The sequence below is a fragment of the Streptomyces catenulae genome (assembly GCF_000718015.1).
GTDB classification, from domain to species: Bacteria; Actinomycetota; Actinomycetes; order Streptomycetales; family Streptomycetaceae; genus Streptomyces; species Streptomyces catenulae.
In genome coordinates, this window is the sequence record NZ_JODY01000005.1 from 124,252 (window position 1) to 148,622 (window position 24,371).

Annotated in this window: 24 protein-coding genes; 16 read left to right on the forward strand and 8 right to left on the reverse strand. The window is 73.2% G+C overall.

Features of this window, described 5'->3' with window-relative positions:
* Positions 1-40: 40 nt before the first annotated feature.
* Complete coding sequence (locus tag IF23_RS0107660) at positions 41-619, forward strand: maltokinase N-terminal cap-like domain-containing protein (RefSeq protein ID WP_030281172.1); 579 nt, start codon at positions 41-43, stop codon at positions 617-619.
* A gap of 54 nt (positions 620-673) precedes the next feature.
* Here IF23_RS0107660 and IF23_RS0107665 read toward each other — a convergent pair whose 3' ends face one another.
* Positions 674-1,792, reverse strand: a complete 1,119-nt coding sequence (locus IF23_RS0107665) for an FAD-dependent oxidoreductase (protein ID WP_030281174.1) — start codon at positions 1,790-1,792, stop codon at positions 674-676.
* 53 nt (positions 1,793-1,845) lie between these two features.
* Between IF23_RS0107665 and IF23_RS0107670 the strand changes: the two genes are divergently transcribed.
* Entirely contained in the window at positions 1,846-2,532 is a 687-nt protein-coding gene (locus tag IF23_RS0107670) for a TetR/AcrR family transcriptional regulator (protein WP_037677677.1), read from the forward strand.
* A 67-nt stretch (positions 2,533-2,599) separates the two neighbouring features.
* Here IF23_RS0107670 and IF23_RS0107675 read toward each other — a convergent pair whose 3' ends face one another.
* The gene (locus IF23_RS0107675; protein ID WP_030281177.1) at positions 2,600-2,818 is read right to left on the reverse strand and encodes an EF-hand domain-containing protein; all 219 of its coding nucleotides are present in this window, start codon (positions 2,816-2,818) and stop codon (positions 2,600-2,602) included.
* Between the two features lie 232 nt (positions 2,819-3,050).
* Here IF23_RS0107675 and IF23_RS0107680 point away from each other — a divergent pair, with 232 nt between their 5' ends.
* From IF23_RS0107680 to cobF, 7 genes are all read left to right on the forward strand, one after another.
* Positions 3,051-6,116 (forward strand): amidohydrolase family protein, encoded by a 3,066-nt coding sequence (locus IF23_RS0107680; RefSeq protein ID WP_037677679.1) that lies wholly within the window; start codon positions 3,051-3,053, stop codon positions 6,114-6,116.
* A gap of 229 nt (positions 6,117-6,345) precedes the next feature.
* Positions 6,346-7,308, forward strand: a complete 963-nt coding sequence (locus tag IF23_RS0107685; protein ID WP_030281180.1) for a DUF4331 family protein — start codon at positions 6,346-6,348, stop codon at positions 7,306-7,308.
* A 544-nt stretch (positions 7,309-7,852) separates the two neighbouring features.
* Positions 7,853-8,530, forward strand: coding sequence for an HNH endonuclease family protein (locus IF23_RS0107690; RefSeq protein WP_030281182.1), 678 nt, complete (start codon positions 7,853-7,855; stop codon positions 8,528-8,530).
* On the forward strand, positions 8,527-8,844 hold the full coding sequence (locus IF23_RS0107695; protein ID WP_037677622.1) for a hypothetical protein: 318 nt from the start codon (positions 8,527-8,529) through the stop codon (positions 8,842-8,844). The genes IF23_RS0107690 and IF23_RS0107695 overlap by 4 nt, the downstream gene beginning before the upstream one ends.
* 172 nt (positions 8,845-9,016) lie before the next feature.
* Positions 9,017-10,177 carry a cytochrome P450 gene (locus IF23_RS0107700; protein ID WP_245654925.1) on the forward strand — a complete coding sequence of 387 codons (1,161 nt, stop codon included), beginning with the start codon at positions 9,017-9,019 and terminating at the stop codon, positions 10,175-10,177.
* 273 nt (positions 10,178-10,450) lie between these two features.
* On the forward strand, positions 10,451-11,407 hold the full coding sequence (locus IF23_RS35355; RefSeq protein WP_037677625.1) for a LysR family transcriptional regulator: 957 nt from the start codon (positions 10,451-10,453) through the stop codon (positions 11,405-11,407).
* Positions 11,408-11,504: 97 nt separating this feature from the next.
* A complete protein-coding gene (gene cobF, locus IF23_RS0107710) occupies positions 11,505-12,299 on the forward strand; it encodes a precorrin-6A synthase (deacetylating) (RefSeq protein ID WP_030281187.1) in 795 nt (264 codons plus the stop codon).
* Positions 12,300-12,532: 233 nt separating this feature from the next.
* On the opposite strand, the gene IF23_RS0107715 is transcribed toward cobF, so the two are convergent.
* Positions 12,533-12,730, reverse strand: coding sequence for a hypothetical protein (locus IF23_RS0107715; RefSeq protein ID WP_030281190.1), 198 nt, complete (start codon positions 12,728-12,730; stop codon positions 12,533-12,535).
* Between the two features lie 207 nt (positions 12,731-12,937).
* On the opposite strand from IF23_RS0107715, the gene IF23_RS35570 reads away from it, so the two are divergent.
* The 6 genes from IF23_RS35570 (at position 12,938) to IF23_RS0107740 (ending at position 18,427) form a co-directional block, all read left to right on the forward strand.
* The gene (locus IF23_RS35570; protein ID WP_359041369.1) at positions 12,938-13,276 is read left to right on the forward strand and encodes an AAA family ATPase; all 339 of its coding nucleotides are present in this window, start codon (positions 12,938-12,940) and stop codon (positions 13,274-13,276) included.
* Between the two features lie 71 nt (positions 13,277-13,347).
* On the forward strand, positions 13,348-14,370 hold the full coding sequence (locus IF23_RS30995; RefSeq protein WP_157847978.1) for an alpha/beta hydrolase: 1,023 nt from the start codon (positions 13,348-13,350) through the stop codon (positions 14,368-14,370).
* 160 nt (positions 14,371-14,530) lie between these two features.
* Positions 14,531-15,307, forward strand: coding sequence for a VOC family protein (locus IF23_RS0107725; protein WP_030281193.1), 777 nt, complete (start codon positions 14,531-14,533; stop codon positions 15,305-15,307).
* 182 nt (positions 15,308-15,489) lie between these two features.
* Positions 15,490-16,332, forward strand: coding sequence for an SDR family NAD(P)-dependent oxidoreductase (locus IF23_RS0107730; RefSeq protein ID WP_037677627.1), 843 nt, complete (start codon positions 15,490-15,492; stop codon positions 16,330-16,332).
* 91 nt (positions 16,333-16,423) lie between these two features.
* Positions 16,424-17,389, forward strand: coding sequence for an alpha/beta hydrolase (locus IF23_RS0107735; RefSeq protein WP_030281197.1), 966 nt, complete (start codon positions 16,424-16,426; stop codon positions 17,387-17,389).
* Positions 17,390-17,449: 60 nt separating this feature from the next.
* On the forward strand, positions 17,450-18,427 hold the full coding sequence (locus tag IF23_RS0107740) for a hypothetical protein (protein ID WP_030281200.1): 978 nt from the start codon (positions 17,450-17,452) through the stop codon (positions 18,425-18,427).
* A 34-nt stretch (positions 18,428-18,461) separates the two neighbouring features.
* On the opposite strand, the gene IF23_RS0107745 is transcribed toward IF23_RS0107740, so the two are convergent.
* From IF23_RS0107745 to IF23_RS0107765, 5 genes are all read right to left on the reverse strand, one after another.
* On the reverse strand, positions 18,462-19,208 hold the full coding sequence (locus IF23_RS0107745) for a phosphotransferase family protein (RefSeq protein ID WP_030281202.1): 747 nt from the start codon (positions 19,206-19,208) through the stop codon (positions 18,462-18,464).
* Between the two features lie 141 nt (positions 19,209-19,349).
* Positions 19,350-20,402 (reverse strand): alcohol dehydrogenase catalytic domain-containing protein, encoded by a 1,053-nt coding sequence (locus IF23_RS0107750; RefSeq protein ID WP_030281204.1) that lies wholly within the window; start codon positions 20,400-20,402, stop codon positions 19,350-19,352.
* Between the two features lie 186 nt (positions 20,403-20,588).
* A complete protein-coding gene (locus IF23_RS31000) occupies positions 20,589-21,017 on the reverse strand; it encodes a septal ring lytic transglycosylase RlpA family protein (RefSeq protein WP_245654926.1) in 429 nt (142 codons plus the stop codon).
* Between the two features lie 46 nt (positions 21,018-21,063).
* On the reverse strand, positions 21,064-21,936 hold the full coding sequence (locus tag IF23_RS0107760) for a glycoside hydrolase family protein (RefSeq protein ID WP_078653844.1): 873 nt from the start codon (positions 21,934-21,936) through the stop codon (positions 21,064-21,066).
* Between the two features lie 17 nt (positions 21,937-21,953).
* Positions 21,954-22,766 (reverse strand): thaumatin family protein, encoded by an 813-nt coding sequence (locus IF23_RS0107765; RefSeq protein WP_037677629.1) that lies wholly within the window; start codon positions 22,764-22,766, stop codon positions 21,954-21,956.
* 545 nt (positions 22,767-23,311) lie between these two features.
* Between IF23_RS0107765 and IF23_RS0107770 the strand changes: the two genes are divergently transcribed.
* The gene (locus IF23_RS0107770) at positions 23,312-24,358 is read left to right on the forward strand and encodes a beta family protein (RefSeq protein ID WP_030281208.1); all 1,047 of its coding nucleotides are present in this window, start codon (positions 23,312-23,314) and stop codon (positions 24,356-24,358) included.
* Positions 24,359-24,371: the final 13 nt, after the last annotated feature.

The window sequence follows — 24,371 nt, forward strand, 5'->3', positions numbered from 1 at the left end:
GAGGACGGGGCCGGACCTACGCGTGAGGGAGCTTGCCCGCATGGCCTTCATCCACCGCACCACCATGACGCCCACCAAGCTGGAGCTGCTCACCGAGTGGCTGCCGAAGCAGAGCTGGTACGTGGGCGGTGCCGCCACGCCGGAGCTGTCCAGGGCCGGTGGGTTCCGTCTGGACGACCCGGAGGGCGCGGTCGGCATCGAGTTCATGGTCGTCGTGGACACCGGCGCCCGGGAGCCGGTGGCGTATCTGGTGCCGATGGGCTACCGCGCCACGGCGCTGGAGGGCGCCCCGGGCGGGGCCCTGATCGGCACCTCCGAGCACGGGGTGCTCGGCACCCGGTGGCTCTACGACGGCGGCCACGACCCGGTGGTGCTGGCCCAGTTGGGCGCCCTGCTCCGCGGTGAGGCGGAACCGCAGCAGCAGAGCGTGAGCGACACCCCCGACCCGTCCGTCACGGTCCACGGCACCGTCCCGGACGGCGGGTCCGGCGTCCGCCTCCACCGCGTCCTCCGCGAGGCGACCGCCGGGCAGCAGCCCTCCGCCCACGTCGTCGCCGGGTGGACCTGGCCGAACGGAACGACCGCACAAGGCGTCTTCGCGACCGCCGCACCGCGGTAGACCCCGCCGGGGGAGAGCGCCGACCGTCGGCCGGTGCTCTCCCACCCTCGCCGCTCAGGACGGCTGGTGTTCGTCGAAGAAGGTGACAGCTTCGGCGGGGTCCGGGCTCACCAGGCGTTCCAGACCTGCCGTCGTGAGCGCCGCCCATCTGCCCGCCCGTGCCCACATCTGCTCCTCGAAGGCGCGGACGGTCGCGTCCAGGTCCTCGGGGTCGGCGGCGAGCGACTCGGCGAGTTCGGCGCCTTCCAGCATCGCGAGGTTCGCGCCCGCCCCCAGCGGCGGCATCAGATGCGCGGCGTCGCCCAGCAGCGTCACCCCGGGGACGTGCGCCCAGGTGTGGGCGACCGGCAGGGCGTGGAGCGGGCGGTGGGTGAACGCGGCGCCGTGGCGGAGGAGCGCGAGGACGGGGTCGGCCCAGCCGTCGAACAGCGCCAGCAGGCTCGACCGCAGGGCCTCGGCATCGGCCGGGTCCAGGTCCGCGTGCCAGTCCACCGGCGCACGGAACTGTGCGTACACCTTGACGTGGCCGCCGCTGTTGCGTTGGGCGACGAGAGCGCGGTTCACGCCGTACACCGCCAGGGAACCGTCGCCGATCAGGTGGGCGAGGTCCGGGTGGCGGGTGTCCACGTCGTCAAGGGAGGTCTCGACCGCGGTGACGCCGGTGTAGTGCGGGGTCACCGGCGAGACGGCGGAACGGGTCCGGGACCAGGCGCCGTCCGCGCCGACCACGAGGTCGAACGTCTCCTGCCGCCCGTCCGCGAGGTGGACCCGTACGCCGTCCCCGCCCCCCGGCACCACCTGCCGCACCGGCTGCCCCCACCGCACGTCGAGCGGGCCGAGCAGCAGGTCACGGAGGTGTCCGCGGTCGATCTCGGGGTGGGCCCGGTCGTCCGGATCCGGTTGCCAGTCGCGCAGGACGCTCCCGTCCGGGGCGAGGATGCGCAGGGCCTGCCCCTCGGGTCGGGACAGCGCCCGGAACTCCGCCAGCAGCCCCGCCTTGTCCAACGCCCGCTGCCCCAGCCCCTCGTGGAGGTCCAGCGTGCCGCCCGGGGGACGGGCCGTGGGCGAGGTCTCGCGTTCGAAGACGGTGACGGGGTGGCCGTGGCGGTGCAGCACCCGGGCGAAGGTGAGGCCGGCCGGACCGCTCCCGACCACAGCGATGCGATGTCTCATACCGATACACTGTATTGCTCGGATACGGTGTATCACAACGGTACGGTGTGATCATGACTGTCTGGGACCGGCCGGAGCCGCCGCACCGCCCTGTGCCGCTCGACCGGGAGCGGATCGTCGCCGCCGCCGTCGCGCTGGCCGACGAGGGCGGGCTGGCGGCGGTGTCGTTGCGCAAGGTCGCCGCCCGGCTGGGCGCCGGGCCGATGCGGCTGTACGGATTCCTCTCCACCAAGGAGGAGTTGTTCGACCTCCTGGTGGACGAGGTCCAGGGCGAGATCCTCCCCGAGGAACGGCCCGATGACTGGCGGGAGGCGCTGAGCGTCCTCTCCCACCGCACCCGGCGGACCGCCCTCCGCCACGAATGGCTGGCCGACCTGCTCGGCGGTCGGCCGACCCTGGGACCGAACGGCCTCGCCGTGACCGAGGCCAAGCTGGCCGCCCTCGACGGTCTCACCGACATCGACACCGCGCTGCGCGCCGTGGAGACCGTCAGCGCCTATGTCACCGGCGCGATCCGGCGGGAGATCGCGGATCTGCGGGCCGAGCGCGCCACGGGCCTGTCCGAGCAGGAGTGGCAGCGCGCCTCCGGACCGCATGTGACGAGCATGCTGGCCACCGGCCGTTTCCCGGCGCTGGCCAAGGCGGTCCACGACGGCACGGACGTGGACGCCGAGACCTCCTTCGCCACCGGCCTGGACTGGGTCCTCGACGCCGTGGCCGCCCAACTCGCCCGGCCGTGACGGGCTTTCCGGCCGCGTCGGACCGGCGAACCGGGTCCGGCACGTTCACGCGCCGGACCCGAGCGCGTCAGCCATTCATGGCTGCCCAGAACTCCTCGAAGGACATCGTGCGGTCGCCGTCGGTGTCGAGGGAGTCGATCAGCTCCTGCGCCTGCGACGCGGTGATCTCCGAGCCCTCCAACTCCGCGACGACCTTGCGGTATTCCTCCGCGGTGACCTGACCGTCCCCGTCGATGTCGTACCGCTCGAAGACCTTGCGCGCCGCCGTCTCCATGATGTCTGCCATGTGCTCAGCCCTTCCGTGATCTTTACCGACGGCCCAGGCTATCCGCCTGCCGGACACACCCCGGGGGCGCCCACCGCCCGCCGCGGTCGGGTCCCACAGGCGGCCGGAACCCGGCGCTTTCCGGTGGGTCGGTCGCCTCGTGGGCGCCGGGGGAGGGACCGGCTGTTTCGCCGGTGCCGCCGCGGTGAACGCTCAGTGCGTCCGGGCGGCCACGAGCGGAAGGCGGATGTGGATGAGCGTGGACGGAGTGAGCCGACGCGGGTTCTTGCAGGTGGCCTCCGCCGCCGGGCTGGTGGCTGCGGCGCCCGCCGCCCCGGCCCAGGGGGCGGCAGCCGAGGGCACCGGGGAGCAGGTGCTGACGTACACCGCCGCGACCGGCGGCTCGGTGACGGGGTGTCCGACGGGCGGGTGGTGGCTCGCCGAGGTCCAGGGGGTGCTGTGGCGCATCCCCCGGCACGGCGGTCGCGCGGCACAGCTGACGGACTGGACGCTGGAGCCCACGCGCCCGGCCGTCTCCCCGGACGGCACCGCGGTGGCGATGAGCGCCTACCGCGGCGGGGGCTTCCACCTGTGGCGTATGCGGCCGGACGGCGGCGGACTGCGGCAGCTGACCGACGGGCCGTGGGACGACCGCGGCGTGGCCTGGTCCCCGGACGGCGACCGGCTGGCGTTCTCCTCCGACCGGGGCGGGGACCCGGTACGCGGCGGCGGTTGCCACCTCTGGACGCTGGAGCTGCGCACCGGACGGCTGACACGGCTGACGGACGGCCCGTTCGAGGACTACGACCCCGCGTGGACGCCGGACGGGCGCGCGGTGGTCTTCGTCCGCGCCGCACACCGCCCCGACGGCGGCAACGACGGTGGCCGCACACTGGCCCGTACGCCCGCCACCGGCGGCGGCGCGGTGACCGTCCTGCGTACGGTGCCGGACGGGCGGCTGCTGTGCCCCGCGATCTCCCGCGGGAGCCGCGTCGCCTATCTGCATCTGCGCGACTCCGCGGACTCCGCCTCGCTGCCCGCCGTGGGCGCCGCGCTGCTGATCGACGGCCGACCGGTCGTCACCGGGCAGGACCTGGCCGCGGCTCCGCCCTGGTGGCGGGGCGAGGACCGGCTGCTGTACCTGGCCGACGGCCGCATCCGGCTGCGCACCCTCGCCACCGGCGCGGTCGAGGAGATCCCGTTCACCGCCCGCCTCCGCGTGCCCCGCCCCGGGCACCGGGCCAAGCGCCGCGACCTGGATTCCGCCGCCGCCCGGCCGGTGCGCGGCATCCACCGGCCCGTACTCTCCCCCGACGGGCGGCACGTCGCCTTCACCGCGCTCAACGCCCTGTGGACGGTGCGGCTCGGTGCGCCGCCGCGCAGGATCGTCCGGTCGCGGCCGGAGCACTACCTCCAGATGCCCGCCTGGGCACCGGACGGCCGGTCCCTGCTGTACTGCACCGACCGCGACGGGTCCACCGCCGTCCACCGCCACGATCTGCGCGACGGCGGCGACACCCTGCTGGCCGCGGGCGGCCGCTTCACCCCCGCGCTCTCCCCGGACGGCACCCGCCTGGCCTGCCAGGACGCCGCGGGCAACCTTCTCGTGCGGGAGCTGCGCACCGGAGCGGAGCGCACCGTGGCCGCACCGCTGAGCGGGGGAGGACCGCCCGGCGCCCCCACCTGGTCGCCCGACGGCCGCTACCTCGCCCTCTGCGACCGCACCCGTCTCAACCGGCGCTTCCGCGAGGGCTACCACCTCATCCGCGTCCTGGACACCGCCACCGGCACGGAGACCCGGCACCTCCCCGCCGCGCACCAGTCGCTCTCCGACCGCTTCGCCGCGGGGCCCGTCTGGTCACCCGACGGCCGCTGGATGGCGCTGGTCGCCGAATCCGCCCTGTGGCTGCTGCCGGTCGCGCCCGACGGCGTACCGACGGGGCCGCCGCGGCGGCTCACCGACGAGCCCGCCGATCACCCCAGTTGGTCCGGTGACTCCCGCACGCTCTGCTACCTCTGCGAGGGCCGACTGCGCCTGGTGGACCGGAACGGTACCCGTGCCCGCACCGTCCCCGTGGCGCTGACCACCCGCCGTTCCCTGCCGTCTCCCCGCGACACCGTGAGTATCCACGCCGGTCAACTCTGGGACGGCACCGGCGACCGCCCCCGCCGGGACGTCGACATCCTCCTCACCGGCCACCGCATCACCGCCGTCGAACCCCACCGGCCGCGCCGCGCCGCGCACCGCACGATCGACGCCTCCGGACAGACCGTGATCCCGGGCCTGTTCGACAGCCACACCCACCCGTACCCCTTCACCTACGGCAACCGGCAGAACCTCCTCGCCCTGGCGTACGGCATCACCACCACCGCCTCCATGGGCGGCCCGCTGCACGAGGGGACGCTGCTGCGGGAGTCCCTGGACGGCGGGCACCTCACCGGCCCGCGGCTGCTGTCCTGCGCCGAACTCATCGACGGCTCCCGCGTCGCCTACGCCATGGGCCGCGCCCACCGCACCCCCGACGGCGTCTCCCGCACCCTGCGCCGCGCGGCCGCCCTCGACGTCGACTTCGTCAAGACCTACGTCCGCGCGCCCGGCGCCACGATGGCCGCCGCGGCCCACCTCGCCGACCGGCTCGGCGTACCCTCCGGCAGCCACCTCTGCTTCCCGGGACGCGCCGCCGGGCAGCGCCTCACCACCCATCTGCAGGCCACCCAGCGGCTGCCGTTCGGGCACGCCACCACGCCGCTCGGCCGTGTCCACCAGGATCTCGTCCGGCAGTACGCGGACGGGGAGTTCGCGTTGATCGCCACGCCCTTCACCGCCCGTCCGCTGCTCGGCGCCGATCCCGCGCTCGCCGACGATCCGCGCGTGACCCGCCTCATGCCGCCGTGGGACGCCGACGCCGTACGCGCCGCCGCCCGGAAACCGCCGACCCCCGACCAACTACGGGCCCTCGACACCGAGATGGGCGCCTACCGCAGGCTGCTGGACGCCGGGGCGGTGATCGCGCTGGGGACCGACGCCCCGCTCGTCCCCGTCGGGCTCCATCTGCACCTCGCGCTGCGGGCCCTGCACGCCCACGGCTTCAGCCCCGCCGAGACGCTCCGCACCGCCACCGTCACCCCCGCCCGCCTCTTCGGACTCGCCGGGGACCTGGGGACCGTCGAACCCGGCAAACTCGCCGACCTCACGGTTGTCGACGGCGATCCCTTCACCGACTTCGACTCCCTCATCCGCACCTCACTGGTCCTCCGCGACGGCGTCCCGCACCGCCAGAGCGAGGTCACCGCCGTCCCGGCCGCTTGGACGGCGTAGGCGCGGGGGCGAGCGGTACGTCCACCGGGCGGGGCGGCGCTCCGTGCCCTCGCGGGAGCACTGCCCGGCAGGCGTTCACCGCGCCGACGGCGGCTCAGACGTAGCGGCTGGAGAGGGGTTCCCCGTCCCCCTGTCCCCGTCCGCGGCGTCTCCGGGTGATCAGGTGACGCGGTCGCAGGCGCGGCACCGCCTGCGGTCCGTCGGCGCCGGGTCCGGAGACGCTGGCACCATGTCCTCCCACCTCAGCGGCCCGAACCCGCGCTCCCCGGTGGGGGACGCCCGGCTGGAGATCACCGACCTGTTCGCCTTCGCCGTGCCCGGCGACCGCGCCGTCCTGATCATGAACGTCCACCCGGCCGCCCCCACCGGCGCCGCGTTCCACCCGGACGCGGTCTACCGCATCGACGTCGACACCGACGGCGACCACCGGGCCGACACCGCGTTCAGCTTCGTGTTCTCGCGGCCGGAGAACGGACGGCAGACCGCCACCGTCCACCGCGCCGAAGGTCCCCGCGCCCGGCAGCAGGACATCGGCGGCCTGCGGATCTTCGCCGACGAGCCCGTCTCCTCCGGCACCGAACCGGCGGTGGCCGCCTCCGGCCCGTATCTCTTCTCCGCCGGGCTGCGCAGCGACTCCTTCCCCGCCGACCCCGACGGCATCGTCCGGGACTTCCGGTGGACCGGTACGGACCGGGGCGCGGACCGGAACGTCCTCGGCATCGCGCTGGAGATGCCCCACACCGAACTGGGCCCCGGCCCGGTCATCGGCGTGTGGGGGCGGGTGAGCGTGCGCCGCCACGGACGGCTCACCCAGGTCGACCGCGGTGCGCACCCCCTGCTCGCCGCCTTCCACGCCGAGGGGGCGGCGGACGCGTACCGCGCGGGCGACCCCGCCGACGACTGGGACACCTACCGCGAACCGTGGGCCGCGGTCCTGCACCGAACCGGCGGATACCCGCCGCGGGCGGCCGAGGAGGCGCTGCGCACCGTCCTGCCCGACATCCTGCGCTACGACCGCGCGCAGCCCGCCGCCTACCCCAACGGCCGCACCCTCACCGACGACGTGACCTCCGCACGGCTCGCGATGCTCTCCGGCGGCAGCATCACCACTCGCGGCATCGGCCCGCACACCGACCTGCTCCCCGACTTCCCCTACCTCGGCCACCCGCACCCCGCCCCACCGGCCGGTTGACCGGGCGCGCAGGACACCCAGGCTCACCGCGCCTCCGCTCTCCGCAACTCCCGCCGGATCCGCCGACGTTCCCGGGCGGCGTCGGCGCCCACGAGGCGGACCGGTGGAGCGAAGCCGCGCAACCTCCGTCTGCCGGCCCTCGGTGAAGCGGACGACGGCCACCAGCCGTGTCTCGTCCGCCGACTCGGACGCGCCCGCCCGCCTCCCGTGCGCGGGATACGGAGGCAGCCGCGGGTACTGCCGCATCCCCGGGCCACGGTGGGGGAAGTGCGCCGCCCTGCGGGCACATACGGCGGCCACCTCGGTCCGGAACCGCCGGTACCGGTCGGCGCCCGCGCACACCAACAGGACGACCTGCTCCGGCTGTTGCACCCACAGCGCCTCGGTGAACCGCCAGACGTTCTCCGCTCCCGGCCATCCGCCCCCCACCACCGCCCGGGACGGCGAACAGGGCCGTCCGACCCGGTGCGGCGCTCCCATGGCTGGATTTCTCGTTCGGGTGACTTCTCGCATGTCAGACATTTCTGGTGGCCATGAACTCCGCATGGCCAAGAAATCCTGGTGGCGCACCGCCGCCACCGTGGCGGTCGCCGCCACCGCGCTGCTGGTTCCGGCGTCCACCGGAACCGCCGCCTCGCCGTCCGCCGCCCCCTCCCACAGCCTCGCGTTCCAGCTCCCCGAGCCGCCGTCCGCCGAAGTGGCCCGGGCGGAGCTGACCGGGCTGCACGTGGACACGCCGCATTCGATGAACGGCTACAGCCGGTCGAAGTTCCCGCACTGGATCAAGCAGCACGGGGAGTGCGACACCCGGGAAGTCGTCCTCGCCCGCGACGGCAAGGACGTCAAACAGGACGAGAAGTGCCGGGCGATCTCCGGGACCTGGCTCAGCGAGTACGACGCCAAGGAGTTCACGGTCTCGGGTCAGCTCGACATCGACCACATCGTCCCGCTCGCCAACGCCTGGCGCTCCGGCGCCGACGAGTGGACCACCCCCGACCGCAAGGCTTTCGCCAACGACCTCGTCCACTCCCAACTGATCGCGGTCTCCGCCGCCAGCAACCGGCAGAAGGGCGACCAGAGCCCCGACCAGTGGGCGCCGCCCCGGCACGCCTACTGGTGCACCTACGCGCGGGCGTGGGTGGACGTCAAGCACGTCTACCACCTCGACATCACCGCACCGGAGAAGGCCAAGCTGGGCGAGATGCTGGACACCTGCGCATGACGGGCACCCCTCGGCAGCCTGCGGTGACCGCCGAGGTCACCGCAGGTCCCGGCGGCGCCATGACCGTGGAGGTCGGCGTCGTCACCGGCGATCTCACGGTCACGACCACGGACACCGGCAACGGCACCGCCGCCGTCCGCGTCCGGTACACCGGCGCCGACGAGTGGTACGAACTGGAGGGCAGCCCGGTGCCGATGCCCGAAGGCGAGATGGCCGCCGTTCTGGACGCCGTCACCCAGGCCATCCGAGCCGGTGGCGCGGCTTGCGCCCCCGGGGCGCCGCAGAACCCCTCCGGGAGGCCGGATACGGCGTAGCCCGCGACGGCGCACCGAGGAACCGACCTCCACCCTTCTCGGGCGGCTTCACCTATATGGGTGAAGCTCCGCCCGTAGCGGCGTGGAGGGAGGCCGTCGAGGGGTAAAGGCCGCAGCAGCATCGGCGGCGGTGGCCCCGGCTGATGGCCCTTCGGCTCTGTGGAGGCGTGCGGTGAGCGTGTGGGAGATGCGCCGCTTCCGGCGTGATCCGCTGGCGTACATCGAGGACCGGGCTCGGCGGAGCACGGGCGAGGTGTTCCGGCTTCCGTGGGGCGCCTGGTGTGTGAAGGACACCGAGCTGGCACTCACGGTCCTGCACGACCCGGTCTTCCACACCGGAGTCTCCACGTTCTTCGGGGACATGCTCCCCGCCCGGCCCGCCCAGATCGCCCTGGGCCGCGCCGTCCGGAGCGTGATGCGGGCGCATCTGCCCCGCTACCGCGAGCGTCTGGCCGAGGCGGTGGCCGAACTGGGCCCGGTCAGCCGGTGGCCCGATGCGGGACCGTCGCTGGTCCACCGGTGCACGGCGGACGCATTGCTGCACCCCGACGCGCCACCCGCGCTGCACCATCTGATGGCGAGGGCCGTGGCGGGCGGATTCGCCGCCCGCCAGCGGTACATGTGGCAGCGGGCCCGGGTGGAGTTGCTCCGCCCCGGGCTGCTGGCCGCGATCACCGCGGAGGTGCGGGACCGCCGGGCGGCGGGCTCCCGCAGGGGCGAGCCCCGGGACGTACTGGACGGGGTCCTCGGAGCCTGCCCCGAGGAGACCACCGACCGGACCGTGGCAGACCTGTACGTGCTGCTGTTCCAGTCGATCGTGGGCAACATCGGCTACACCGTGGCGTGGTCGCTCCTGCTGGCCTGTCTGCACCACCCGCCCGGCCCGCCGTGGCCCTGGGCCACGGAGTCGCTGGTGCGGGAGGCCGGACGCCACCGCCCGTTCGTCTGGATGGTCGGCCGACCCGTTCCCCACGTGCTCGTATGCGGTGGCCTGTCGTTCGCGCCGGGCACGATCCTGTCGGTCAGCCCCTATCTGCTCCACCACGACGCGCGCCACTGGGACCGGCCCGAACAGTTCCGGCCCGAGCGCTGGGACGAGCCGGACGGGCAGGGCCCCTACCTGCCCTTCAGCACCGGCCCGTTCACCTGCGCCGGAGCGGCGGTCGCCCACCGGATGATCGCCGAGGCGGTCACCGCCCTGAGCCGGGACGCCCAGCTGGCCATCGGCGGGGGAGACGCCCGGCCCCTGGTGTCCGGCTCCGTCCACCCCCGCCCCTTCGTCCTGCGGCGCGCCCCCAGGACCCCCGTCCACCCCGCGCCTGAAGGGAGGTGAAGACATGATCGCCGCCATCCGACGCATCTTCCGGAACAAGCCCGCCAGTTACTGGGACCCGCCCGTCTGGCTCTAGCCGCCCCGAGCGCCCGACCGGTCCGCACCCCGTTCCCACGGAGTGCGGACCGCCTTTTTCTCCCGGCGGACGAAGGTGACGACGGGCGTCCGCTCCCGGCGGTGGGACGCGCGGGACAGGTGGGACAGGGTGTGGAACACTGACGCGGAGCGTTGCGGCAGGTGCCCACCAGGCGGTGATACAGGGGGTGTTGGCCTGTGGGAAGCGATCGGTGCGGTCGATCGGAACCCAGTGTCCATCAGTTGCGGTTGTTCGTGACGCTCTCGGAGGAACTGCACTTCCGGCGCGCGGCGGCCCGGTTGTTCATGACACAGTCCGCCCTCAGCCAGCAGATACGCGCCCTGGAACAGCGCATCGGTCTGCAACTGCTCAGCCGTACGACGCGCACGGTGACGCTCACCCCGTCCGGAGAGGCGCTCCTTCCCGAAGCCCGCGCGGTGACGGAGGCCATGGACGGACTCCACCGCACCGCCCGGGTCCGTGCGCGCGAGGTCGAGGGACGGGTCGTCATCGGAACCCTCACCGCAGAGCCCTCGATGCCGCAGACCCGGGCCATCATCGACGGACTGCGGTCCCGCCATCCGGCCCTCACCATCGAGATGCGCAGCCTCAACTTCGCCAACCAGTACGAGGCGCTCGCCACCGGCGAGGTGGACGTGGCCTTCCTGCGCCCGCCCGCCCCTCCCGGTATCCGCCTCCAGCATCTGGTCGAGGAGCCCCGGGTCGTCTGCCTCCCGGTCGACGACCCGCTGGTCGACAAGGAACGCATCGTCCTGGACGACCTCGCCACGCGCTCCATGGTGACGATGCCGGACGCGTCCCCGCGCGTGTGGCGGGACTTCTGGGCCATCGATCCGCGCCCGGACGGCACCCCCATCTCCTTCGGCCCGCTGGCCGTCGACGTGGAGGAGGTGTTGGCGCAGGTCGCCCTGGGAACGGTCATCGGCTTCCTGCCCGCGTCCGTCCGCACCTTCTACCCGCGCCCCGGTATCCGCTACCGGGATGTCGCCGACCTGCCGCCGTGCACGATGGCACTGACATGGTTCGCCCAGAACCACGACCACCCCGAGATCACCCTGATACGCAATCTGGCACGCGCCGTACTGCCCACCGGCCCCCACGGCGTACCGTCCGACGGGCCCTCCCGCACCTGACGTGGTCGACGGTCCGCCGGGACCCCGCTGCGGCGCTTGAACCAGTGGCCGGACTCCGCCACGGCGCCGCTGGTCCGCCCCTGCGAGACTGGCCCGTATGAGCACGGAACAACGCGCGATTCTCGTCATCGGCATCGGAGCAGGCGACCCGGAGCACCTCACGCTCGCCGCGGTCAAAGCGATCAGCCGGGCGGACGTCTTCTTCATCGTCGGCAAGGGGCCCGGCAAGTCCGCCCTGACGGATCTGCGGCACAGCATGATCGAGGAGCATGCGCGGGCCCCGTACCGCGTCGTGGAGATCGACGACCCGAGCCGGGACCGCCGCCCGATGGACCGCTCCGACTACACCGCGGTGGTCCGGGACTGGCACACCCGGCGGGCGGACCTCTTCGAGCGGCTGATGCGCGACGAGATGACCGCGGGAGAGACCGGAGCCTTCCTCGTCTGGGGCGACCCCTCGCTGTACGACAGCACACTCGCCATCCTCGCGGACGTCGAGTCGCGGGGCACGGTCTCCGCCGCGATCGAGGTCGTCCCCGGCATCAGCAGCGTCTCCTCGCTGTGCGCACGGCACCGGATTCCGCTGAACCAGGTCGGTCGTCCCGTACACATCACTCCGGCGCGCCGTCTGCCGGAGGTGGGCCAGAACGACGACGGGGACATCGTCGTGATGCTCGACGGCGGAGAGTCGTTCACGCAGGTCGACGGCGACGACGTGTGGATCTACTGGGGCGCCTATCTCGGCACCCCGGACGAACTGCTCGTGGCGGGCCCGTTGCGGGAAGTCTCCGGCCGGATCTCCGAGTTGCGGTCGGCGGCACGGGCCCGGCACGGGTGGATCATGGACACCTATCTGCTGCGGATGGCGTCCCCGGATCCGGAACAGCCGTGACGGTCGGCTCCGGGCGGTAGCGCGCCGAGCAGCCGCTGACCCGTGAGGCGGCCGGAGCCGCACGGCCGGGAGCCGGTACCGCGGTGCCTCCGGGGGGGCGACGGCGCGGTCGGGACGGCGGCGGTCCCGTCGGGGCCCGGTCCGCCCGGCGTCGAGCCGGGCGGACCGGCCGCGTCCCGGCGCTCAGGCCGACCGTGCGCCGCTCGCGGAAGAGCCGCCCCACGGCCCTGCTCTCATGCGGACAAGGCCCGGGGGAAACGGCCGCGCGCGAAGCCTTCGGGCTGCGCCGCCTTCCCGACCGCAAGCACAGGGTTGAAGCCGAAGTCGCGCTGGAGCTCCGTCAGCGTCCCTTCCGCCGTGGCCTTCACATCCCTCGGAACATCTCCGAGCTCCTTGATCAGGTCCTCGTAGATCGGTGTGTCGCCGCTCACGTGTTCCTCACATCTGGTATTGCGCTTGCAATTGCTTGTCCGCGAAGATCGCAGAAATCAGGAGTGTACGGGGCGCTGGCTGCTGACGGACACGGCTACCGGCAGGCGATACGCATGATGTGTTCATGGTCACCGCCGACGACCGATCCGGCGCCGCCGGAGGCGCCCATCACCTGAGGGGCCGAGACGCCGGAGCCTGTCGTACATCTGCTCCGCGGGCTCAACGGCGCGGGCAAGACGACCTACGCCCGGCGCCTCGCCACGCACCCGCCCGCCGTGTGGTCCGGGCTCGACGCATGGATGCCGCGCCTCTACCCGTACCGGTACGACACCGTCGAGTACGCCGAGCGGGCCGAGGTGCGCGGAGAGCTGATCTGCCGGATCCCCGCCCCCGCCGGTCCGGTCGCCGCGGACCGACCGGCTCGCCCGGGCCCTGCGGCGTTTGAGCGGCGGATGCGCCTTTTCCGATACCTCGCTGACAAACAGGCCGCATACGTTTCTTCTATGCCGTCGCGGCGCCCACCGACCCGAGCGGCACACCGCTGACAACCGTGCCCCGGGAGGGTTCCGTCTCCATGCCTATACGCGCCCGTGTCCTGCGTCGCACCATCCTCACCGTGGCAGCCGCCGCCGTGGCCGCCGTGGGGACCGCCTGTAGCGGTCCCCGGCCCGAGGCCGTCGGCCCGGCCCGGATCTCCGACGAGGCGGGCACGAAGCAGGTGGCCCAGCTCACCTACGACCTCGGGGACACCGCCTACGCACCGCCCGGTCCGGCGGGCGGACGTACGGAGTTGAGGGCCGCCGTCACCTACCCCCGCCAGTTGGGCAAGGGGAAGCATCCCCTGGTGATGATGGTGCACGGCTGGGCCGACACCTGCGCCGCCGGGGACGACCCCGTCCGCCCCTACGCCTGGCCGTGCGGCAAGGGCGCCCGGCCGGTCGACAACTACCGGGGCTACGCGTACCTCGGCCGGGCCCTGGCCGAGAAGGGATACATCGTGGTGTCGGCGTCGGCCAACGGCATCCAGGCACACGAACAGGACCAGGGACACCTGGCGCGCAGCGCCCTGCTGGACAGGCATCTGGAGATGTGGCGGCAACTGGCCGACGGAAAGGGCCCGTTGCAAAAGCTCGGGCAGTTCACCGACCACGTGGATCTCCACCGGGTCGGCACCCTCGGGCACTCGCGCGGCGGCGGAGGAGTTCTCGAACAGGCCCTGGACAGCCACAAGCCGCTGCCCGGTGTGACGATCCGGGGCACGGTGGCGCTCGCGCCCGCCCTGAACGGCATCGACGCCGGGAAGGAGCGCATCACCCGCGTCCCCGTCGCCGTGGTCGCCGGGACCTGCGACGCCATGTGGGACGACAGCAAGATCGCCCTCACCATGACCGCCGGGAACCCCCACGCCTCGCACCACGCCGTGACCGGCGCCAACCACAACTTCTTCAACACCGTCTGGACCCCCGGCACCGGGCCCCGCTTCGCCACCGACGACGTCGCCGTCGAGCAGCGGAACCTGCCCGGCGGCCGCTGCCGCAGCACCGACGGATCCGGCAACCCCCGGCAGCTCACCCCCGCCGAACAGCGCCGGGCCGCGACCCACTACGTCACCGAGTTCTTCGACACCTACGTGCGCTGAGACCACCCGCCCACAGCCGTCGCCGGACACGGCGCCCCCGGCAGGGCCGGTCGGCGGCTCTGCCGCGCAGGTCGTGGCGGGTGTCATTGACCGGTTCGGCGGGCCGACGCGATTACGGTGCCCCTGCTGACAGCGTGACCCCCACCACACTGGAGGACGTATGGTCACCCGGGACACCCCATGGCCCGAAGGAACACCCTGCTGGGTCGACCTCGCCGTGGACGACATCGACAGGGCCGTCGCCTTCTACGGCGGACTGCTCGGCTGGAACGTACAGCGAGGCGGCGCGGAGGTCGGCGGTTACAGCCTGGTCGTGCACGAGGGCGCCAACGTCGCCGGGATCGGCCCGAAGATGTCGCCCGGTGTGCCGACCGCCTGGACCACCTACCTCGCGACCGAGGACACCGACCGCACCGCCGCCAGGATCACCGCCGCGGGAGGCACCGTCGTCGTGGCGCCCATGGACGTGATGACGCTCGGCCGGATGGCCGTCGCGGCGGACCCGGCAGGCGGCGTCTTCGGCCTCTGGAAAGCCGGTGACCACACCGGCTTCGGAATCGCCAACGAGCACGGCACGGTCGTGTGGAACGAGAACATGAGCCGCGACTACGCCCACAACCGCGAGTTCTACGGCTCGGTCTTCGGCTACCGCTACGGCGACATCGACGACGGCATGATCAAGTACGCGACGCTCGACCTGCCGCATGGCACGGTCGGCGGCATCGGCGAACTGCCCGCGAGCCTGCCCCAGGAGATCCCGGCGCACTGGATGACCTACTTCAGCACCCCGGACATCGACGCCGACGTGGCCCGCGTGCCCGGCCTCGGCGGCACCGTCGCGCAGCCGCCGTTCGACACCCCGCACGGCCGGATGGCCGTCGTCGCCGACGACCAGGGGGCCGTCTTCAGCCTGATCACCCCGCCGCCGACGGACTGACCGTAAGCCCCCGGCCGGGCGGCCGACCGGGGGCGTCGGCGCGCCTGCCTCGCTCCCGGCAGGTGCGCGATCGGCGGTCGCGGCGCGCGGAATCCGCCACAACCGGCGGTCCCGTGCCCCGGCCGCGGGAGGCGATCGTGGCCCGGTACACGCACCATCCGCCCGCACAATCGGGAGCAACCATGACCTGGCCCAGTGGAGAGACCGCCTTCGTGACCGGAGCGGCATCGGGGATCGGCCTGGGCATCGCACGCGCCCTCGTCGCCCGCGGCGCACGGGTCGCCCTCGTCGATCTGGACGCCCACAAGCTCGCCGCGGCCGTCGGGGAACTCACCGCGGCGGGCGGGTCGGTGGCCGCGGTCGAACTCGACGTCAGCGCGGCGGACCGCTGGGCCGACGCCGCCGACCGTGTCGAGGCAGCCCTCGGCCCGGTCTCGATCCTCGTCAACAACGCCGGGGTCATCAGCGGCGCACCGATGACCGGGACGACGCTGGAGAGCTGGCGCCGCCACTTCAGGGTCAACGCCGACGGCCAGTTCCTCGGGACGTCCACCTTCCTGCCCCGCTTCCTGGAGCGGGGCGGGCGGGCGCACCTCCTCAACACCGCGTCGATGGCCGGTCTGATGCCCGTCCCGGGGGTGGGCGCCTACTCCGCCTCGAAGTTCGCCGGCGTCGGCCTGTCGCTGGCCCTGCGCGAGGAGCTGCGGGACACCGACGTCGCCGTCTCCGTGCTGTGCCCGGGCACCGTCTCCACCGGCATGGTCGCGGCCGACGCGACCGGCGAGCACCCGGCCGGCGCGGACCCGGACCGCGTCGGCGAGCAGGTCGTCGAGGCGCTGGAGGCCGGGCGGTTCTGGATCCCGACCCACGGCGACTTCGAGCCGATCGTCGCCGCACTCCACCGCGAGATCGAGCAGGCGTTCCGGGACACCGACGACCGGCACGGCCCCGACCCGTCGACGCAGCTGATGCTGGGCGGCATCGACCCGGTGGACCGGATGCTGCGGCCGGAAACCGCCCGCTGACCTTCCGGCCGAGCCCCTCAGCTCCCGTCCCGACCCGAGCCGCGCCCGTGATTCCCGCTGCGCGCATCCGGCCCCGGAGAAAGAGAACACCATGTCAGTGAAGCCTCCCCGTCCCCCGTTCGACCCGGAGCTGGAAGCCGTGCTCGCGGCGCTGGCCGACCAGTTCCCCGTCGGCATGACGGCCGAGATGATCCCGCAGCTGCGCGCCTCCGACGTACGGGCGCTGACGGACGAGCAGCTCGCCGCCGACGATCTGACCCGGCGCGATGTCACGATCCCGGGGTACGGGGGAGACGCCATCACGGTCTCCGTGATCGCCCGGCGCGACCACCGGGGCGCCGGACCGGGGATATTCCACACGCACGGCGGCGGGATGGTCACGGGAGACCGGTTCGCGGCCCTCGGCCAGTGCGTCCCCTGGGTGCTCGAACACGACGCCGTCCTCGTCACCGTCGAGTACCGGCTCGCCCCCGAGCACCCGGACCCCTACCCGGTCGAGGACTGCTACGCCGGGCTGTTGTGGACGGCCGGGCACGCGGCCGAGCTGGGGATCGACCCGGCCCGGCTGATCATCGCCGGGCCCAGCGCGGGAGGCGGCCTCGCGGCGGGCACCGCCCTCCTCGCCCGCGACCGGAAGGGGCCCGAGCTGGCCGGTCAGGTCCTCATGTGCCCGATGCTCGACGACCGGAACCTGACCACGTCCTCGTACCAGTTCGACGGCGTCGGCGTATGGGACCGCGGGAGCAACCTCATGGGCTGGACCGCCCTTCTCGGCGACCGCCGCGGCACCGAGGACGTCTCCGTCTACGCCGCCCCCGCACGCGCGACGGATCTGTCCGGACTGCCGCCCACCTTCATCGACGTCGGCTCCGCCGAGGTCTTCCGGGACGAGGACGTGGCCTTCGCGACGGGCCTGTGGCGCGACGGCGGGGAGGCGGAGCTGCATGTGTGGCCCGGCGGGTTCCACGGGTTCGACATGACCGCGCCGCACACCGCGGTCGCGCAGGCGGCGGTCGCCGCACGCAACGCCTGGGTGGCGCGCATACTGGAGTCCTGAGCAGGCCGGACCCCGGTGGGTCGGCCCGGCGACTTCCGTGAGCGCGACGAGAGAACGCACATGCACCATCTGCTCGGTCGGCTGAGCACCAGCGATCCGGAGGCCGGAGACAGCCTCCGGATCGTGGCGTACTTCGATGTCCTCCTCGCCCGGGGCTCCGGGGTCGCCGGACTGCTGCGCGGCGCCGCGGTCCTCGCGGGCTGCACCGCCGGAGCCGAGATCTCCGGACGCATCCGCCGCCGCGACCCCGAGGGGAAGGAACCGGCCGAACACCGCGACGCCCCGCGCGCCCCGCAGCGGTCCGGCACCGACTGGGCCGTCTGGCTGGAGCGCGACGGCGAGGGGTCGGCCCTGGACGAGATGATCGTGGACCGTCTCGCCTTCGGCGTCGAACTCCTGGAGACCCACCGCGCCCCCACGGGCTTCGACGCCGTCGTCGACGACGCACGGCCGCTCGCCGAACGCGTCAAGCGGCTCCCACGGTTCCGCCTCGACCCGTCCACACCCGTACGCATCCTCGCCACCGCCGCGGACGCACCGGAACTGGGCGCGCCCTCGGCGGTCGTGCCCACCCGCTACGGACTCCTGCGCGCCACCCTCGACGTCTCCGGCCGTCTCGCCGCCACGGGTACGACGGGCATCGGCCCCTGGGCCCGCGCCGATCAGGCCCCGGAGTCCTGGGAGGGAGCCTGTATCGCCTTCCGGCTGACGGACGCCGACGACCCGGTGGTCGACGCCTCGGACCTGGGCGCCGTGCTGATGCTGCTGCGGGCCCACGACCCGCGGGCGCCGCACGACGACGTCCGGGCCCTGGCCCGCCTCGACGCGCGGTCCGCGCACGTCCTCCGCACGCTCGTGGAGGCCGACAGCATCCGCTCCGCGGCGGCCACGCTCGGTATGCACCACTCCAGCGTCCAGGCGCGCCACGAGGCACTCGTCGAGGCGCTCGGCTACGACCCGCGCACGAACGTCGGCAAGATGCGCTACATCGCCGCCGAACTGCTGCAACGCCTCACCGACACACCGCCCGGAAGGTGAGACGCCGCCGCTCCGCGCCGCCTCACCTCCGGACTCACCCCCGCGACCTCAACACATCGACCTCACAGCCCGGTGCGAACGGGTCGAAGCCGTGCTCGACCAGCCAGCGGACCACCAACAGGCTCCGCAGCGACCACCATCCGCGGATCACGGCGCGATCGACCTCGGCGCCGTAACCGGCGAGGACGTCGTCGAGACGCTCCTCGTGGCCGAGCGTGAAGGTGGCGAGGTCGTACAGGGCGTCGCCCCGGCCCGCCTCGGACCAGTCGATGATGCCGGTGACCTCGTCGCCGTCGACGAAGACGTGCGCGATCTGCAGGTCACCGTGGGTGAACGCCGGGGTCCACGGCCGGAGTGCGGCCTCGGCGACCCGGCGGTTGCGGGTGACCAGATCGGCGGGGGGGACGCCGCCCGCCACGAGCTGCTCGCACTCGGCGTCGAGCTGCGCCCTCAGCGCGGCGGCGCTCCGACCGGCCTGGCCGGGACGGGGCGGCGGCGGTGCCTCGTGCAGCTCACGGAAGGCGGCGCCCGCCGCCGCCCACGCCGCCGGGGACCCGGTCGACGGTCCGCCGAGACGCCCGAGCGTCGTCCCCGGGAGCGCGGCGAGGGCGAGCACGGGCGGTCTGTGCCACCGGATCTGCGGGGTCGGGACCGGCGCCAGGGACATCGCCTCGACCTCGGCTTCCAGACGCGCCCGATCGGCGTCCACCTTCAGGAACACGTCGCCGACGCGCAGGGTCGCGCGCTCGGAGTGGGCGACGACGACTTCGACCTCATCCATGGGCGACCAGTATTCCGGGGATGATCGCCGCCGTCGCCGGGTTTCCGACGTGCGCCCGCGCGGCCGACCGTGGCCCGGGCACCCGGCGGCCAGGCGGCGGAGCTCGGTGGGCGGCCGCCCGTCCACCGCGCTCCGCCGTCCTCATCCGACGCGCAGCAGGATCTTGGTCCCGGTTCCCGCGCGGAGCCTGTGGATGGCCTCGACGGCGTCGTCGAGCGCCATCTCCTCGACCCAGCCGGTGGTGTCGTACTCGCCCGCTGACATCCGCCCGATGACGCCGTCGAACTCCTCGGGGCGGTACCCCAGCGAACCCAGCAGCTCGTACTCGCCCATCATGATCTCGTTCGGCTGGATCTCGAACGGCTTCTCATGTCCCGACTGGAGGATCACCCGGCCCCCGGGGGCGAGGTGGGCGAGCCCCGTCCGCAGGGCCGCGCCGACCCCCGCGGCGTCGTAGAACACATCGACGCCGTCGCCACCCGTCAGACTCGCGACCGCCGCTCCGAGGTCCTCGGTGACCGGGTCGATGACGTGCGCGCCGAGCGCCGCGAGCTTGCCGCGGCGCTCCCCGTTCGGCTCGGACACCAGGATGTGCGCGACGCCACGCGCCCGGAACGCGTACCACGCCCCGATGCCCACCGGACCGGCGCCCGCCACGAGCACGACGTCCCCGGGGCCGGAGCGGCTGCGACCGGCACCGTGCCATGCGACGGACATCGGCTCGACCAGGGCGCCTCGCGCCAGGTCGACGTCCTCGGGCAGCCGGTGGAACTGCCGCGCGTCGATCGAGACGAACTCCGCCATGCCGCCGCCGTTGGCGTTCGCCCCCAGCCCCGCCATGAGGCGGCAACTGGTGGGCCGTCCGTGGCGGCACGCCGTGCACGTCCCGCAGCTGTAGGCGGTGGGGAAGACCGCGCCGCGCTCGCCCACCTCGACTCCGGTGACGCCTTCCCCGACCTCGACGACCGTCCCGGAGAACTCGTGTCCCATGGGCTGCGGCAGCTGTGCGCCGGTCACGGGATGCGGGCGGAAGAGATCGACGGGGGACGCCTCCGGGTGGAAATAGGTGTGCACATCGCCGCCGCAGATACCGACGTACCCGTTGCGGATCTTTATCCGACCGGGACCGACGACGGGCTCCGGCACGTCCTCGATCCGCAGATCTTCCCTGCCGTAGAACATTGCTGCTTTCACGGTTGCTCCTCGTCCCCCGTCCTCGCGCACTGAACAGGGCGCCCGCCGGTGCGGTGCCTGTCGAGGAGGGTTCCGCTCCCGGCAGGGGGCCGACAACCGCCACATGAGCAGGGTGGGACCGCCGCGCACCGCCACCCGCGCGGAGGGCGCGCGGGCGCGGTGCGCGCGCCGGTGTCGGAGGTGTGGCTACGGCAGCACTTCCTCCGTCACCTCGATATGGCCCTGGTCGGGGTCGATGACGCCGCCGAGGCGCTGGAAGGCGCCGTCGGTGAGGTCGAGGCACTTGGGTTCCTGCGGGGTCTGGGCGAAGGTGCCGCGGTCGTTGATACGGACGACGAGGGACGCGCCGGTCGCCGTGTTGGTGACCTTCACCCGGGTGTTGAAGGGCAGCTGCGGATCGCGGGAGAGGGAGGTCGCCGCGGTGTCCGCGTTGTTGTCGAAGAGTTCACCGCTGGCGGTGTAGGCGCCGGGCGGTATGGGGCCGTAGTGCGTCGCCCAGCAGGTGTCGGCGCGCGGCGCGGTGGGCGCGGCGGAGCTGGGCGGCGCCGCGAGGACCACCGCGGCGAGCGCGCTGACACCGACGGCCAGCCGGGCGAGGGGGAGTGCGCGGACCATGACTGCTGCCTTTCTCCGGGGCGGGAATGTCGGGCAGTTCTGTGGTTCAGCCCGCCGCGCGGTAGGCGGCGCCCACCTGCGTGGCGGTCGTGCCGTCGTACAGTCCGGTGCCGTCGCCGCGGCTGGTGGAGAGCGTGAACCAGGCGTACCGCTCGACGAACGGCAGGCCCTGGAGCATGGCCGTCGACTGCTGTACGAACGCCGCCTGCTGCTCCTGCGACGGGTAGCGCGGGGTACCGGACGAGAAGTCGATCAAGGCGTACTCGGTGAGCCAGAGCGGCTTGTGGTGACGGTCGTAGGTGGCCTGGAGGTAGCCGCGCAGCTGGTCGGTGGCGCGGGCGGCGTCGAAGTCGCCGCCGTACCAGTGGACGGGCACGAAATCGACCGTGAGGCCGCGACCGGCGGCGCCCTGGAGGAACCGGTCGAGCCAGCCACCGGCGGTGTCCGCGCCGGTGGCGACCGCGGGCGCGCCGAGCCGCAGGCCCGTCGACTGCAACCGGGGCCACAGGTCGAGCGCCTGCTCCACCGGCATGGTGGCCTGTCCCGGGTGGTCGGGCTCGTTGAAGCCGAGCAGCGTCGTGCCCTGCTGCTTGGCCTGGTTCAGCTCGTCGTCGGTCACCGAACCCGGGCCCCAGATCATCGGGACGAACTCGACGCCGTCGGGCGCGGCGATCCCGGACCGGCCCGAGGACCAGGTGTAGAACCAACCGGCCCCGGAATCGGCGAGCGCCCAGGCGTCGCCGTCGAAGTTCCAGGCGCTCACGCCCTTCTTCTTCCCGTCGGCGACCTTTGGAACGGCGCTCCGGCCGGTGGCCGTCGCCGGGGCGTCGTCCGGAGCCGGGAGCGCCGTGGCGCTCCCGGCGGCCGAGAGGACGAGGGGGGCCGCCAGTGCGGCGGTGAGGATGCTTCTTCTGCGCATGGTGCGTTCCCGTCCGTTCAGGCGCCGCGGTGGAATTCGACGGTGAAGCCGCTGCACCGGCTGCACTGCTGCATGACCTGGTTGCCCGGCTCCTGGTCCTGCCCCGACCAGCCGTACGCCTTCGGGCAGTTGGTCGCGATCATGTCGCTGTAGGGGGTCTTGGCGTCACGGTTCGGGCTGGTGCACAACTTCGGCGTGCCGTCGTCCCACCGCGTCAGGTTGTCGGCGGGGCACTTCGGCAGCAGATCCTCGGAGCACCCCACCTCGCCACAGCCGCCACCGGAGCCGGACACCTCGGTCGGCGTGATCGTGATGGGGACGGAGAAGGCGTTGACGTAGCTCACGTTGTACCAGGGCGCCAGGCCGTCGCCGCGGTCGAAGTTGAACTCGGCGAGACTGACCGGCTGTTCGCCGGTGTCCGGCGCACAGTGGTCGGCGAAGACGCCGCAGTCGCCCAACTCGCAGTGGAAACTGCTGCCGGACTCGCCGCTGCACCCCATACGGGCGAAGAACTTGCCGCGCCAGTGGCCGGGGTCCGCGTCCTCCGGGACGGTGACCGTCGCCGACTGCCCGGGCTCCAGGACGGGCAGCGACCCGAAATTCCGGGAACCGTCGGCGTTGACGGCGCTGCCGACCCAGATTTTCTTTCCGGTGCTGTTGACGAACGTCACGGTGTGGGCGCCCGCGGTGGCCGCGGCAGGCACGGCGGCGAACGTCGAACCCGTGGCCGTCTCCGTCCGGGACCAGGCGCCCGGGTGTGACGGGACCAGCACCAGTAACGCGGCGACCACGGCTGCCGTGGCCACCAGCACACTCAAAACCTTGCGCACAACTCCTCCGTCGAAGGTGGGGTGGGAGGCGGGAATTCGAGGACGCGCCGGTCACGCCGGTGGCTCTACGGTGCGGGCGTCGGCGCGGCGTGCGGTGCCCGGCGTACGACGCGGCGGTCGCGGCCCGGGCCTGCCGCGGCCCCGCCCACAAGGGCGCCTCGGGCACGTGCGGCAGTACATGGGCGGTAGGAGTCCGGTGGGCGGGGAAGCGGTGGCGGACGGTGGAACGGCCGGCCGGCGAGGGGACGTTCGGAATGGCAACGTTGCCATCCCCCAGGCGCGGCAACCCGAAAACACGTACGGGAGCCCGCCGGGTCATATGACAGCCGCCGCCTCCCCACCTGTCAATGGTCTGCACCAGAACGCGACCCGTTTCCGGCCAGACGAAGGGGTGCCCCGTGGGGCGGCGCCGCCACCCCTCCTTGACGTTCCGGCCACGAGGGCTGAAAAGGCGTCATTACGCATCGAGCCGAGGCAATGGATCCTGAAACGGCGAGGAAGAAGAGCGAGGTACGAGGACGCGGGCCCAGCCGAGGGGGAGCGCCATGTCCGGACCGCTGTATGTTCCCGTTCTGCCGGCGAAGTCGCACGCCCGAGAGGCGTACCGAAAGCTGATACCGGAGGTTCAGAGCGCCGTCGTGCCGCTGTGGAATCTCCCTCCCCGTCCGGGCCGCCGCCCGGACGAACTCATCTCCGGCGTACGGGGCGACGTACTCGACGTGAGCAAGGCCCAGCGCCACCATCCCGCCTGGGTCGACTCCCCGTTCGCCGACGAGGCGCAACTGTCGGTTCTCGCAAAGGTGTTGGCCGACCTCGCCGAGATGGGGCCGTTGCGCCCGGTCACCGGGCCCGAGCGCCCCGCAGGGCATCAGGCCGCGACGCTGGAGACTGCGCGGTGCGCGGGAAACGGCCTGGCCATACGGGTCAGGGTGCCCGGTGAGTGGGATGACGTCGTCAGCCACGCTGTCCGCGGTCTGGTCGCCCGAGTCGATCCCGCGGTCGAGGCGGACCTCCTGCTCGACCTGGGCGCCGTCCGCGCCGACCGGCCCGATGCGGCGAAGGAGGCGTTGCGGGCGCTCGACGCCCTGATGCCACTGGCGCCCTGGCGGACGGCCGCCGTCCTGAGCGGCGGCTTTCCCGGCGTGACCGCCGAACTCGTGGAACTTGGCACGGCCGTGGAGCCTCGCTGGGATTGGCTCGCCTGGCGTGAGCTGGCCAGCGCCACACGGGAGTTCCTTCCCCGGCTCACCTACGGTGACTACGGCATCGACTCCCCGCACGGCATCGCCCGGGGCCCCTCCTCCGGCAGCGGCGGACCGTCCTGGGGCGTGCTGCGGTACACCACCGACGAGTCGTTCGTTCTCGCGAAGGTTCCGACACAAGGCGACGGCAGGGCCGCTGTCATCCGGGACGCCGCTCGGGAACTGCTCGCGCTGCCGGATTTCCGTGGTGCGACGGCCAGTGCGGGCGAGACCTGGCTGCGCGACTGCGCGGGAGGCCGGGGCCCGGAAGGCACCGGGAACTTCGCGGTCTGGCTCCGGATGGGCAACATCCAGCACATGACGTACCTCGTCCGGAGCCTACGAGCCTGACCGGCGCGGGGCA